Annotated in this window: 9 protein-coding genes; 6 read left to right on the top strand and 3 right to left on the bottom strand. The window is 61.1% G+C overall.

The features are described 5' to 3' along the window. The first annotated feature begins 279 nt into the window (after positions 1-279). Positions 280-1,740: an HD-GYP domain-containing protein gene (locus C6W55_RS16180; RefSeq protein WP_286893826.1), complete on the top strand. Its 1,461-nt coding sequence runs from the start codon at positions 280-282 to the stop codon at positions 1,738-1,740. A gap of 189 nt (positions 1,741-1,929) precedes the next feature. Here the strand turns inward: C6W55_RS16180 and C6W55_RS16175 are convergent, their stop codons facing one another. Then, positions 1,930-2,868 carry an aldo/keto reductase gene (locus C6W55_RS16175; protein WP_286893824.1) on the bottom strand — a complete coding sequence of 313 codons (939 nt, stop codon included), beginning with the start codon at positions 2,866-2,868 and terminating at the stop codon, positions 1,930-1,932. Positions 2,869-3,101: 233 nt separating this feature from the next. Between C6W55_RS16175 and C6W55_RS16170 the strand changes: the two genes are divergently transcribed. The 5 genes from C6W55_RS16170 to C6W55_RS16150 all read left to right on the top strand — a co-directional run bounded on the left by C6W55_RS16170 (position 3,102) and on the right by C6W55_RS16150 (position 10,413). Beyond that, entirely contained in the window at positions 3,102-4,061 is a 960-nt protein-coding gene (locus tag C6W55_RS16170; RefSeq protein ID WP_041854570.1) for an ABC transporter permease, read from the top strand. A 28-nt stretch (positions 4,062-4,089) separates the two neighbouring features. Further along, positions 4,090-4,977: a carbohydrate ABC transporter permease gene (locus C6W55_RS16165; RefSeq protein ID WP_286893822.1), complete on the top strand. Its 888-nt coding sequence runs from the start codon at positions 4,090-4,092 to the stop codon at positions 4,975-4,977. Positions 4,978-5,049: 72 nt separating this feature from the next. Beyond that, complete coding sequence (locus tag C6W55_RS16160) at positions 5,050-6,762, top strand: extracellular solute-binding protein (protein ID WP_286893820.1); 1,713 nt, start codon at positions 5,050-5,052, stop codon at positions 6,760-6,762. Positions 6,763-6,947: 185 nt separating this feature from the next. Beyond that, positions 6,948-8,828, top strand: coding sequence for a sensor histidine kinase (locus C6W55_RS16155; RefSeq protein ID WP_286893819.1), 1,881 nt, complete (start codon positions 6,948-6,950; stop codon positions 8,826-8,828). Position 8,829: 1 nt separating this feature from the next. Continuing rightward, positions 8,830-10,413, top strand: a complete 1,584-nt coding sequence (locus C6W55_RS16150) for a response regulator (RefSeq protein ID WP_286893818.1) — start codon at positions 8,830-8,832, stop codon at positions 10,411-10,413. Positions 10,414-10,470: 57 nt separating this feature from the next. Here the strand turns inward: C6W55_RS16150 and C6W55_RS16145 are convergent, their stop codons facing one another. Both C6W55_RS16145 and C6W55_RS16140 read right to left on the bottom strand, forming a co-directional pair. After that, positions 10,471-11,988 carry a copper amine oxidase N-terminal domain-containing protein gene (locus C6W55_RS16145; protein ID WP_286893867.1) on the bottom strand — a complete coding sequence of 506 codons (1,518 nt, stop codon included), beginning with the start codon at positions 11,986-11,988 and terminating at the stop codon, positions 10,471-10,473. A gap of 19 nt (positions 11,989-12,007) precedes the next feature. Then, positions 12,008-13,405, bottom strand: a complete 1,398-nt coding sequence (locus tag C6W55_RS16140) for an MBOAT family O-acyltransferase (RefSeq protein ID WP_286893816.1) — start codon at positions 13,403-13,405, stop codon at positions 12,008-12,010. Positions 13,406-13,562: the final 157 nt, after the last annotated feature.

Below are 13,562 nucleotides of genomic sequence, written 5' to 3'. Positions count from 1 at the left end.
TCTGCAAAAACTCAACTTCCTGCTGGAAGAAGCGCTCACGCCACAAGCAACGTACACGATCTTGATCAAGGATGAAAAAGGCGAACGCATCGGCGCTTTGGATTTTTATTTCGAATGATCGGCAATCGTCGCCGCTCGCCTCCGTTGACGGAGGACGGGCGGCGTTTTCTTGTGCGATGTGATCTTTTATATTTATCGGCGCGCCGGAAGTCATTATACTGAAAGTAATTGACAGGATATTGGAAATATTTCCTTGTTGATCGACTGGGGAGGGGTTCCATGCGCGCGAAATTGTGGTCCTGGCTTGCGCCGGGGCTGCTGATCGGCATTTCGCTCGGCGCCTTCTTCGTGATTAACGAATTTTCGCACCGGCATGCGAAGCTGGAGCACCCGGTCGGCCACTTCTACATCGTATCCATCGTGTCGCTGCTGGCGATGCTGGTGTCGATAGCCGTCGGGGTGGCCGGAATCAAGCTGCGCAACGTGAACGTCACCTTCCTGTCCGTCGGGTTTATTTCCCTGGCGGGACTGTTCATGCTGCACGGCCTGTCGACGCCGGGGTTCATCGTGTCCGAAGGCCGCGCATTGCCCGCCCTGGCGGGAAGCCTCAGCGTCGTCATCGCTTCGGCCTGGGTGTTCCTGTCGGCAATGCCGACCGACCTGGCCTTCGTGCGCTGGCTGTCGCGTCTCCAGCGCGCGCTCTTGCCGGCATGGAGCGCCGTCCTCGCGCTCGGCATCCTGCTGGCCGTCGCCAATGCCGGGCGCATGGAACGGCAGTTTCCCCATCCCGTCACGCCTCCCTGGGTGCCCTGCGCGCTTACGGCGGCCTTCTGCCTGTTCGCCATGTACCGTTACCGCAAGCTGTATGTCATGACCCGCTTTCCGATTCATCTCGGCATCGTCTGCAGCTCCGGCCTGCTGATCGTCTCGATCATCATCATGGTGTACGGAACCGTGTGGGAAGCGAGCTGGTGGTTGTATCATTTCACTCTGTTCGGGTCGATGCTCATCATGGTCGGGGGCGTCATGGTGCAATATATCGGGCAGCCGTCCGTCGCGGGATTGTTCAAGACGCTGTTCCGCCCCGATCCCCGTGGGCTGATCGAATCGTCCATCTCGCCGGGCGTCCGGTCGCTCATTACGCAGACCGAGGACAAGGACGCCTACACGGCGGTGCACAACTACCGGGTGGCGATGTACGCGCTGCGGCTCGCCGAACATATGGGCGTGCAGCCGCGGATGCTGCGGGCGCTGGCGCAGGGCGGCATCGTGCACGATGTCGGCAAGCTGTTCATTCCCGACGAAATTCTGAACAAGCCCGGTAAATTGACGCCGGAGGAACGGGCCGTCATCGAGCTGCATCCCGTCTACGGATACAATCTGTGCAAACAGCTCGGCTTCATGACCGAGGAGCTGGAGATCATCCGCTCGCATCACGAACGATGGGACGGAACGGGCTACCCGGACCGGCTGAAGGGCGAAGCGATTCCGATGCTGGCGCGGATCGCCGCGGTGGCGGACGTCTATGACGCGCTGACTTCCTCGCGCGCCTATCGGGCCGCGATGAGCCATGAAGATGCGATCAGGATCATCATGAAGGAGAGCGGCAGGCAGTTCGATCCAAGGTGTGTGGACGCCTGGGTTGCGTTGGCCGAGGATGATCCGGAGTTCTTCCGCGCCATGCGCGGCAAGGCTGCCGCCGTCAAGGCCGCGGCCGTCCCGGCTGCGGGGGCGACGTGAGCGGCGAGCGCGGATAAGCGAAGAGATTTCCGCTATTCCGGCGAAAATTCCCGGATTCCCCGAAATAGAAGAAAAATCTTCGCTTATTGCTCGCCGGACGCGGCCTGCAAGCATGTATGCACGTCCCCGCCGCCCGCTTGCAGCAAGCCGCCGCTCCCGTCCAACCTTATGCTGCATCCGGCCGGCCAGTCACCGCTCCTCCGCGGCCAGATCGAGCCAGTCCAGCTCTTCCCGCGTCAGCTTGATGTCCATGCCCTCGCGGCAGGAGCGCAGCTCCTCCGCGTTGCGGGCACCGATCAGGGCGCAGGTCGGGAACGGCTGGTTCAGTACCCAGGCCAGCGCGATCTGCACGACCGACGCGCCTTTCTCGCGCGCGAGCTGCTCCGCCCGGCGCAGCCGCTCCCAGTTCGCGTCGCTGTAGAACACCCGGACGATGTCCGGATCATCCTTCACATCGGGCGAGAATCGGCCCGAGAAGAAGCCGCGCGCGAGCGACGACCAGGACAGGAGCGGCATCTGCGCTTCCTCATGCCACCGGAGCGTCTCCCGATCGGCCGAAACGCAGCCGGGCCAGAACGGCTCGTTCGCCTTGGCCAGGCTGAGGTTGGGGCTGCTGAACGCGAACCCGACGAGTCCGTGCGCCTCCGCCCAGGCGTTGGCTTCCCGAAGCCGCTGCCACGTCCAGTTGGAGCCGCCGATCGCCCCGATCCGGCCCGCTTCGATATGCTCGTTGAGCGCTTCGATGATTTCCCCGACCGGCACGTTCGGATCGTCCCGGTGCAAGGCGTACAATTCCACATGATCGGTCCTGAGCTTCTCCAGGCTGGTGAGCAGATCTTCCCGGATCGCTTCCCGGTTGACCCGGGGGCCGCGCTCATCGTGATGCGCGCCTTTCGTCAGGATGACGAAGCGGTCACGCGCCTTCCGCTCCTCCATGTACCGCCCGAGCACTTCCTCGCTCTCGCCGCCGCAGTAGATGCGCGCGGTATCGACCGTGTTGCCGCCGATCGCCAGGAATGCGTCGAGATTGGCGGCCGCCGTCTCGTAATCGCTGTGCCGGAAATAGTCGGTTCCCTTGATCAGCCGCGAAACCGGCTTCTCCACTCCCGCGATGTGAATCGTCTCCATTGGCGCATGCTCCTCCCGTATTCCGCATGGAAAAGATGTCCTTGTTGTGATTATAGTGGATCGGACGAACGGAAGATACCGTCATAATCCGACCTATAATCTTGCAACCCGTTTGAAAAAAAGCAACCTTATCTCCCGCGGACCGCCGCTTTAAAATGGTTGTACGGCCCCGCCCGGCGAAATGCCGACTCCCGGCGGGCGCGGCCGCACTCGGGAGGGATTCGCGATTGGACATGGAGCTTGAGGCTAACCTTCAGCGAGCATCCTTGACGCGCCGGCAGCAATTCGTCAAGCTGCTGCGCAAGCTGGCCGCCCAGCGGTATTTGCAGCTCATGGCGCTGGCCGGAGCGGCGTGGATGTTCATCTTCAACTACATCCCGATGTACGGCATCATCATCGCGTTCAAGGATTACGACATCATCCGTTCGATCGCCGAATCGCCGTGGGTCGGCCTGGAACATTTCCGGGACGTGCTCGAGGATGACGAGCTGCCGCGCGTGCTCCGCAACACGCTCGGCATCAGCCTGATCCGGCTGGCGGTCGGCTTCCCGCTGCCGATCCTGTTCGCGCTCCTGCTGAACGAGCTTCGTTCGCTCAGGCTCAAGAAAGCGGTGCAGACGATCTCCTATCTGCCGCACTTCCTGTCCTGGGTCATCCTCGGCGGCATCCTGGCGACATGGCTGGCGGATGTGGGACTCATCAACAAGCTGCTGATGGCGCTCGGCATTCTGGACGAGCCGATCTACTTCCTCGCCGAGCCGTCCTGGTTCTGGACGATCGTCATCACCTCGGACATCTGGAAGGAGCTCGGCTGGTCGGCGATCATCTACCTGGCCGCGATCACGGGCGTATCGCCGGAACTGTACGAAGCGGCAACCATCGACGGCGCGAACCGGTTCCAGAAAATGCGCTACGTCACCATTCCCGGCATCAGCGGCACGATCACCATCCTGTTCATTCTCGCCGTCAGCGGCGTGCTGAACTCGAACTTCGACCAGATTCTCGTCCTGCGCAACTCGCTGAACGAGAGCGCCAGCAACGTGATCGACGTGTATGTGTACCATGTCGGGCTGCAGTCGGGCCGGTATTCGTACGCGACGGCGTTCGGCCTGCTGAAATCGATCGTCGCCCTGATCCTGCTGCTTACCGCCAACAGCGTGACGAAGCGGATCAACGGCACCGGACTGTTCTGACATCCGTGAGGAAAGAAGGTGTGTCCCCATGCTTACCCGGAAACAACTGTCAACGGGCGACAAGATCTTCGACGCGGCGAACGTCATCGGCATGCTCGTCCTCTGCTTCGTGACGCTCTACCCGATCTGGTACGTGCTCGTCAATTCGCTGAATGACGGACAGGATGCCATGCGGGGCGGCATCTACTGGCTGCCGCGCAAGTTCAGCCTCGACAACTATGAAGCTGTTTTCTCCAATGCGGGCATCATGACCGCGATGGGGGTCACGGCCGCGAAGACGGTGATCGGCGTCGTCTGCCACGTGTTCTTCACGGCGATGGTCGCCTACGCCTTCTCGCGCCGGGAGCTGATCGGGCGGAAATTTTACATGATGATGGGCACGGTGACGCTGTTTTTCGGCGGCGGGCTCATTCCGACGTTCCTGCTCATCCGCGATCTCGGCCTGCTTGACAAGTTCGCCGTGTACATTATTCCGTCGCTGTTCAGCTTCTTCGATCTGATCATCTTCCTCGCCTTCTTCCGGGAAATCCCGGACGGGCTGGAGGAAGCGGCACGGATCGATGGCGCGAACGACCTGGCGATCTTCGTCCGGATCATCATTCCGGTGTCGATGCCGGTCGTGGCGACGATCGCGCTGTTCCACGGCGTCTGGCAATGGAACGACTACTTCACCGGGATGATCTATATCAACAATCCGGATCTGCAGCCGATCCAGACGTTCCTGTACCGGGTCGTCGCGCAGAGCAGCTCGAACCAGATCGTCGCCAGCGTCGGGCCGGGCATCAACCGGACCGTCACGAGCCAGTCGATCAAGCTTGCGACGATGGTCGTGACGACGCTGCCGATCGTGTTCGTCTATCCGTTCCTGCAGAAATATTTCGTGAAGGGCCTCATGATCGGTTCGATCAAGGGGTGACACGGGTTTCCGGACCTGGAAACAGGCTTCATGCCATAAACAACGACACAAGAAAGAGGGGTAATGCGCTTCATGCGGAAACAGAGCACGAGATTCATGGCCATGACGCTCGTCCTGGCGCTCATCCTGACGCTGGCCGCCGCGTGTTCCGGCGGAGGCAAGAGCAACGATGCCGGCGGTTCAAGCGGTACGTCGAACACCGGCAATTCGCAGAGTCAGAATACGGGCGGCGATGCCGGCGGCGGAAACGACGCGAAGCCGTCTGGAGACGAGCCGGGCTGGAAGTCGAATACCGACCCGATCACATTCGACTGGTACATCAACTTCGCCTGGTTCCCGAGCAAATGGGGCGAAGATCCGACGTCCCAATACGTCACGCGGAAGACGGGCGTGGACATCAACTTCATCGTCCCGGCCGGCAACGAGAACGAGAAGCTGAACGCGATGATCGCGTCCGGCAAGCTGCCCGACTTCATCACGCTCGGCTGGTATGAAGACGGCGTGAAGCGGATGATCGAAGGCGGTCTCGTCCTGCCGCTGAACAAGCTGGCCGAAGAGTACGACCCGTACTTCTTCAAGGTCGCCGACCCGGCGAAACTGTCGTGGTACACGCAGCCGGACGGCAACGTGTACGGCTATCCAAACGCGTCGTCGTCGCCGAAGGACTACCAGCTCTACGGCGAACATTATACGTCGAACCAGACGTTCGTCGTGCGCAAGGACATGTACGAAGCGCTCGGCAAGCCGGACATGCGGACGCCGGAAGGGTTCCTCGACGCGCTGAGAAGGGCGAAGGAAATGTTCCCGGAAGTGAACGGGCAGCCGCTGATCCCGATCGGACTGCACGAGTTCGGCGAAACCGGCAACTACTCGCTGCAGGACTACCTGCAGAACTTCCTCGCGATTCCGCGCGAGAAGGACGGCAAGCTGTATGACCGGCAGACCGATCCGGAATACGTGCGCTGGCTGAAAGTGTTCCGCCAGGCGAACGAGGAAGGCCTGCTCGCGAAGGACATCTTCATCGACAAACGTCCGCAGATGGAGGAGAAGATTGCCCAGGGCCGCTACTTCGCGATGCTGTATCAGCGCAGCGACTTCGCGGCGCAGCAGAACGTGCTGTACGCGAACGATCCGAACTCGGTGTACATCGCCGTCGACGGACCGGCGAACGCGAATCTCGATCCGCCGACGCTGTCCGGACCGTCAATCTCCGGCTGGACGCTGACACTCATCTCGAAGGACGTGAAGGACAAGGAGCGCGCCATCCAGTTCCTCACCTACCTCATCAGCGAGGAAGGACAGAAGGACCTGTACCTCGGCGAGAAGGGCGTCTCCTATGATACGATCGACGGCAAGGATCAGTTCCTGCCCGAGGCGCTCGAGCTGCTCCAGACCGACCGCTCGGCCTTCGACAAGCAGTACGGTTCTTCCTTCACGTTCTGGATGCTGATGGACACGAACATGAATCTGCAATGGGCGCCGCCTTCGGTCGAGCCGTTCAAGCAGATGGAAGACTGGACGAAGGGCAAAACGTACAGCTTCTCCCAATTCGATCTGCTCGATCCGCCGGCCAACTCCGAGGAAGGCATCGCGAAGACGAAGATCGACCAGGAGTTCGGCAAGGCGCTGCCGAAGCTGCTGCTCGCGAAGAGCGAAGCCGAGTTCGACAAGATCTGGAACGATTATCTCGCCGAGCGCGAAAAGGCCGGCTGGGAGAAGCTCCAGGCCTACCGTCAGATGAAATACGAAGAGAATGTCAAGAAGCTGGCCGAGTTCCTCGAGTGACGAATCCTGCCGCTTGAAGCCCGCCGATGCCGCCCTTAACGGGGCGGCTATCGGCGGCTTGCCGCTTTTTGCCGGAAGCCCGGAGGCGGGCTCAAGACCTGGCGCCCGGAACGGTCTATAATGGTGCATACAACGGTTGCGGCTTGTCCGGCGGGCAGGCAAGACGGGGACGAGGTGGGCTCACGATGAGACGGCGGCTTGGCAGATGGTTTCGTGAAATCGCATACAAAATGGAGCAATGGCCGATCCAGCAGCGGCTCATCATGACGTACATCGTCATCCTGCTCATTCCGAGCCTGCTCATCTCCTGGCTGCTGTTCCGCGACATGTCCGCGGATTACATCGACAAGGTGCGGCGGGAGAACGAATCCGCCATGGAACTGGAGCGCGCGAACGTCGAGAGCAACATGGAGACGATGCTGCGGGCGGCGGAACTGACGTACACGTACAAGGACGTGGAGGACTATCTCCGCCTCATCCGCGAGCCGGAGACGCTGGAACTGATGGACATCCGGGACAGCCTCGTCTCGATCGTGACGCATCTGCAGAACACGAACCCGAAGATCCGGCATATCCGCATTTTCTCGGACAACGAGAACGTGCGGGAACTGTATCCGGTATTCTGGCACGAATCGCGAATCTCCGGGGAGCCCTGGTTCGAGACCGTGAACGATCTGGACGGCCAGATCTGGTGGCAGGTGTCGCCGAACGACGACGAGCTCGTGCGGCGCGGCGCGTCGGACGACAAGGTGCAGCTTCCGAAGATGATGCTGCTCCGGGAGATTGAATACATTTCCGGCGTCCACGCGGGCGTGCTCGAAGTCGATATGCGGCTGTACAATTTTTTTCCGTCGATCTATACCCGCTACGAAGGGCGGCAGGCGCAGATGGCGGCGGTCGACCGGGACGGGAATCTCTATTATAACCGTGACAATCCGTGGCTGGCCGAGGCGGGCGTGACGGAGGAGCAGCTGAAGGAGCTGGCGGCGGCGGCCGGCACCGACCGCATCCGGAGCGTGCCGTTTCAGGCGGACGGCAGGCCGATGCTGGCGGTGACCGCTTATTTCGATCAGCTCGACATGCACCTGATCAACGTCGTCTCGCTCGAGCAGGCGCTGCGCGACATGAATGAAGCGCGGAACAAGCTGATTACGGCGATCGTTTTCCTGCTCGTCGTCCTGTCGACGGTCACGTATTTCTCGGTGAAGCTCATTCTGAAGCGGCTGATCATTCTGCGCGATTCGATGAAAAAGGTGCGGCAGGGCGATTTCGCGTTCGACATTCCGGTGCGGGGCGGAGGCGAGGTCGGCGAACTGGCGCATCATTTTCGCAAGATGCTGAAGAAGATCAACGAGCTGATTGCCGATGCCGTCCAGAAGCAGGCGGCGTCGAAGGAAGCGGAACTGCGGACGCTGAAGAACCAGATCGATTCGCATTTTCTGTACAATACGCTGGAAAACATCAAGATGCTGGCGGAAATTGAAGGCCAGTATGAAATCTCCGACGCGCTGACTTCGCTGGGGGGGCTTATGCGCTACAATCTGCGCTGGACGAGCGAATACGTGCAGCTCAGCGACGAGCTGGCGCATGTGTCCAACTACATCGCGATCATGAACATCCGGTTCGAGCGGAAAATCCGGCTGATCACCGACATTCCGGAGCGCTTCCTGGGCTCTGAAATGCTGAAGCTGACGCTGCAGCCGATCGTGGAGAACGCGGTGAAGCACGGGCTTGCGGACGGCGGCGGGCGCGGCCTCGAGATCCGGATCGCGTGCCGGGCGGAACAGGGCAAGCTCGCGCTGATCGTGGAGGACGACGGCCGGGGCATGACGCCGGAGCAGACCGCGGCGCTGAACAGCAAGCTGGAGCGAAGCGGCGCGCCCATGCCGGCGGACAGACCGGCGAGGGAAGGGGCAGGCAGCGGCATCGGCCTGCTCAATGTCCAGCAGCGCATCCGGCTCTATTACGGGCCGGAATGCGGGCTGGCCGTGGAAAGCGAAGCCGGCCGGTACACGCGCGTCACCATGCGGCTGCCGCTGCGGACTGAGAATGGAGGGGCGGAATGATATGCGGACATTGCTCATCGTCGACGATGAACGGAATATCCGGCTGGGCCTGAAAGCGATGATCGACCGCGAATGCGCCGACCGGTACGAGACGCTGACGGCGGAAAGCGGCAGGGAGGCGCTCGACATCATCCGGGCGCGGAAAACGGACGTTCTGATTACGGACATCCGGATGCCGGAGATGGACGGTTTCGCCCTGATCCGCGAGGCAGCGGAAGCGGGGCATCGACCGGCCGTCATCATCCTGAGCGGGTATGACGATTTCGCCTACGCGCGCGAAGCGATCCAGTACGGCGTGAAGGAGTATCTGCTGAAGCCGATCGTGCGCGAGGAGCTGTACCGGGCGCTGGACCGTGTCGAGGAAGCGCTGCGCCGGGCCGAACAGACGGAAGAGCTGCGGCAGCAGGCCGAGCGGTACCGGACGGATATGGCGGCCAGCGTGTTCGCCTACCTGCTCGTCGGCGATTCGGCGGACGAAGCGGTCGTCATGCAGCGGGCGGAGGCGGCCGGTCTGACGGAGCTGCTTCGGCCGGACTACGCCGTCGGCGTGCTCAAGACCGCCGGCGACCCGCTCGGGCGGGCGAAAGCCGAGGATTGGCTGAAGCAGCGGGCGGCGGAGGGGATGCGAGCGATCTGGACCGTCGACCGGGACGGGCTGCTCGTCTTCGCATCCCCCGATCCCGGCCTGGCGGAGATGCTGGCCGGGGAGCTCGCGCGCATCTGCGAGCCGCCGGTCTATGTCGGCCTCAGCGAGCGTGAGGATTCCGCGGCGCGGCTGCCGGAGCGGTACCGGCAGGCGAAGCGGGCGCTCAAGCGGAGCCTCGTCATGCCGCCCGTCCGTTCGGCGGTGCTGACGGCCAGTCCCGCTTGCGGAGCCTTCGCGGCGGACGTGCCGATGGACGAGGTGCGCAAGCTCGCGAACATGCTCGGCACCGGCCGCGACCAGGAGATGGCCGCGCTCGCCGGCCGCCTGTTCGAGCTGCCGGAATCGCCGGACGGCGGCGTCGCCTACATCGAGGCGCTCAGCCGGGCGCTGAACGAGCAGGTGTTCGACCAGGTGTTCCGCACGTTCGGCGAGGAATCGGTGGAGGTGCTGAAGCTGCATCGGCGCGTCGGCAGCCTCGACCATTACGCGTCGCTTGCGGACTACCGGCGCGACGTCGAGGAACTGCTGCTCCTGCTGTCGGACTATATCCGCTCGCTCCGGTCGGCGCACGCCGAGCACAAGGAAATGCGCGCCGCCGTCGCCTATATCCGGGAGAACTATTGGAAAGACCTGAACATGGCGATGGCGGCGAACCACGTATCGCTCAACTATGCGTATTTCGGCCAGCTGTTCAAGGAATATACGGGGGAAAGCTTCGTGTCGTACCTGCGCAGGGTGCGCATCGAGAAGGCGAAGGAACTGCTCGTCCATACGGACGCGAAGGTGTACGAGATCGCCGAGCGCGTCGGCTTCGACAATGTGAAGCATTTCAACCGCGTGTTCAAGGAACACGAGGGCATTACGGCGCTGGAATACCGCCAGCGTCACGCGGTTTTCGCGCCGGATGCGGCGGGCGAGGGGAGCGCGGGACGCATGTAGGCAGAGAAAGTCCGGAAGACCCGCACGCGTTGCGGAGTCGTCCGGACTTTCTCGTGTTCACCTTTGCCCCGGCGCTTTCAACAAGACTTCGAACTCGCGGTCGCCGAGGTCCGTCCGGGACGCTTCCCAGCCGAAGGCCGCCGCGGTTTCGGCGAGCGGCACGAAGGTTGTGCCGCCGATGAGCTGCGCGGGATCGGTCAGTTCGATCGTCTCGCCGTCCGCCAGCGCCGTCGTCTCGCCGACCGTCAGCTCGAAAGTCCGGTCTCCGGCGGTCAGCCGGAGGTGCTTCGTCTCCCGCTCCCACTCGAGCTCTGCGCCGAGCAGCTCCGCCAGCCCTTTCGCCGGCACGCGCAGGTTTCCGCCGTTCCCGATCATCAAGGTGCCCAGCGAGATCGGGGTGAGCCCGCCGCCGTCGTCCAGGAAGACCCGGACGCGGAACAGCCGGTCGTCGTCCGACACCGTGGCTTCGTCCACCTGCCGGTCCAGCTCCTCGACGAAATCGCGAACGTTGTCCGCCGTGACGAGATACTTCGGATCCCGCCGTCCGATCGCCTGCGCGATCCAGGTGTTGATATCCTGATGGTGGTGCGACATGTCCTTGTAATAGTCGAGATGGAACGACCAGTCTGCTTCCGTCTGGAAATCGTACACTTCGACGTTCGGGAAGCGGCTGAACTGCTCGTACATCCATTCCTTCATGAAGAGCTGATACTCGTACCGCTCGGGATTCGTCTCCCGCCAGACGACATGGCGAAGAATGCTGTACGGCGGGTAATAGATCAGAAACTTCACGTCCGGATGCGCTTCGATAAGCGAGAGCACGTACTTGTTGAAGTTCCCCTGCACCACTTCCAGCGGATCTTCCTCGTTGACCTTGGCGGCAATCGCTTCTTCCGTCAGCGCCTTCCGGTAATGCCTGATCGTCACGTCTTCCCCGAACTTGACCGAGAAGTTCCAGTTGTACAGCCCTTCAAGCCCCTGCACATGGCCGGTCCGGTATTGGCGGACAAGCCCCCTGATGAGGCGTTCATAGTGCGTGTAGTTGAACCAATACTTGTAGTCGTTCAGGAAATTGCGGTCGTAGAGATAGTACGGAAACGCGTTCTGCCCCTCGTTGATATTCGTTTTGAGCGCGAAATAGTCGAGACCCCACAGCACCGTTTTCACTTGCCCCGTCCCGAGGGCGAGCTTGGCCGCCATGTATTGTTCGTCGACATATGAACCGCGGAACGACAGCTTCATCGTCTTGCCGCCGATCGCTTCTTCCACCTTGCTCGGGAAGAAGTTCTCGGTCATCGACGAGCCGATGATGATCGTCTCGTACTCGTAGTTTTTCGCCAGCCCGGCGTTCTGGTAACGTTCCTCCGTCGTGTAGACCGGTTTGTAGAACCACGGCTTGTGATAGAGCTGCAGCGGATCAACGACGCAAGCGAGCAGGATGAACATCGAGGCAAACAGCATGCAGCCCAGGAAGAACCAGCCGATCGTTCGCTTGTGCATGGCGGACCGCTTCCGGAGTCGTCTCGCCGCCCGGTGTCTCGGCGGCAGCGGACGCATCGAATCGTTCGGTGTCATCACGTATTACGCCGCCTTTCTAGAAATTGAAGTAGAGAAATTCGGAAATCCGGTTAAGGAAGAAAAGCGAGACAATGAACATGGCAGCCGCCGCCAATCCGGTTTTCCAGCCGGGACGGAAATCGCGCTCCCGCTCCGACGAGTTGCGGGTGAACAGCACGATCGGCAGGAAAACGGCGATGAGCAGAATCGGATAAAAGTACACTTCGAAATGAATGAACGAGATGCCGTTCAAGCCGGCCATTCCCTTGAGCAGCCGGAGCGCCTGATCGAACGATTCGGCGCGGAAGAACACCCAGGTCACGTTGACGAACAGGAAGGTGATCCCCCACGCGAGCCAGCGCGGCAGCGGGCGGCCCCAGTCGCCCCAGATCCGCTGGATGACCTGCGCCAGGCCGTGGAGGAAGCCCCACATGATGAACGTCCAGCCGGCGCCGTGCCAGAAGCCGCCGATCAGGAAGACGGCCATGTTGTTGAAATAGGTCCGGAACTTGCCCTTGCGGTTGCCGCCGAGCGGTATGTAGATGTAGTCGCGCAGGAACCGGCTCAGCGTCATGTGCCAGCGGCGCCAGAAATCCTGGATGCTCGTCGCCTTGTACGGCGAATTGAAGTTCTGCGGCAGCCGGATATTGAAGAACAGCGCGATACCGATCGCCATGTCGGTGTAGCCGCTGAAGTCAAAATAGAGCTGAAACGTGTACGACAGCGCCGCCACCCAGGAATCGATGAACATGTGCGCCCTGGCGAAGCCGTCGTTCGCGAATTCGGCGAACGTGTCGGCGATGACGACCTTTTTGAACAGGCCGATGCAGAAAATGAATCCGCCGCGGGTGACGTTGCTCCAGTTCCACACTTTGTTCCGGACGCGGTCGAACTGCGGCATCATTTCGCCGTGGTGCAGGATCGGACCGGCGATCAGGTGCGGATAGAAGGTGACGAACAGAATGTAATTGATGATGTCGTATTCTTTTGCCTTCTGCTTGTAGGCATCGACCAGGAACGCGATCTGGGTGAACGTGAAGAAACTGATGCCGAGCGGAAGGACGATGTGCAGCAGCGGAAAGCTGCTTCCGGCGATGGCGTTCAAATTTTCCAGGAAGAAGTCCGCATATTTATAGTAGCCAAGCAGCAAAATATCGCCGACGATCCCTGCGGTCAGCAGTTTCTTCCGGTGGTTGTGCAGTCTGGACGACGGTTCGATTGACGCGATCAGCAGCCTGCCGACGGTATAGTTGAACGCGATCGAGGCGAGAATCAGCGGCACGTAACGGACGTCCCACCAACCGTAAAAGACGAGCGATGAAAGCGCCAGCCACACTTTGGCGGCATACGTAAGCCGGAATCGGCACAGGATGAAGTAGCCCGCCACCGTAATCGGGAAGAAGGCGAAGATGAATACATAGGAATTGAACAGCATCGGATGCGGTCACGTCCCCACGATTTGATAACTCAACTTTCGCAGCATGAAATAGGCAGATAAGCCTTGATGTAGTTGGGCAAAGCTGCAATCCATTGCTGGAGTTGACGTTGAATCAGAGCCGAAAGCTTTTTTCCTGCTTTCGTTGCGATTTCGT

Origin of the sequence: Thermobacillus sp. (assembly GCF_003390775.1) — a bacterium.
Taxonomy (GTDB): domain Bacteria; phylum Bacillota; class Bacilli; order Paenibacillales; family Paenibacillaceae; genus Thermobacillus; species Thermobacillus xylanilyticus.
Note: the sequence above shows the minus strand (reverse complement) of the source record. Positions and strands in the feature narration are given on the sequence as shown.

Coding starts and splice junctions, on each gene's coding strand:
- C6W55_RS16165 (WP_286893822.1), top strand. CDS start 4,090: ATGCTTACCCGGAAACAACTGTCAACGGGCGACAAGATCTTCGACGCG.
- C6W55_RS16175 (WP_286893824.1), bottom strand. CDS start 2,868: ATGGAGACGATTCACATCGCGGGAGTGGAGAAGCCGGTTTCGCGGCTG.
- C6W55_RS16180 (WP_286893826.1), top strand. CDS start 280: ATGCGCGCGAAATTGTGGTCCTGGCTTGCGCCGGGGCTGCTGATCGGC.
- C6W55_RS16140 (WP_286893816.1), bottom strand. CDS start 13,405: ATGCTGTTCAATTCCTATGTATTCATCTTCGCCTTCTTCCCGATTACG.
- C6W55_RS16150 (WP_286893818.1), top strand. CDS start 8,830: ATGCGGACATTGCTCATCGTCGACGATGAACGGAATATCCGGCTGGGC.
- C6W55_RS16145 (WP_286893867.1), bottom strand. CDS start 11,988: ATGACACCGAACGATTCGATGCGTCCGCTGCCGCCGAGACACCGGGCG.
- C6W55_RS16170 (WP_041854570.1), top strand. CDS start 3,102: ATGGAGCTTGAGGCTAACCTTCAGCGAGCATCCTTGACGCGCCGGCAG.
- C6W55_RS16160 (WP_286893820.1), top strand. CDS start 5,050: ATGCGGAAACAGAGCACGAGATTCATGGCCATGACGCTCGTCCTGGCG.
- C6W55_RS16155 (WP_286893819.1), top strand. CDS start 6,948: ATGAGACGGCGGCTTGGCAGATGGTTTCGTGAAATCGCATACAAAATG.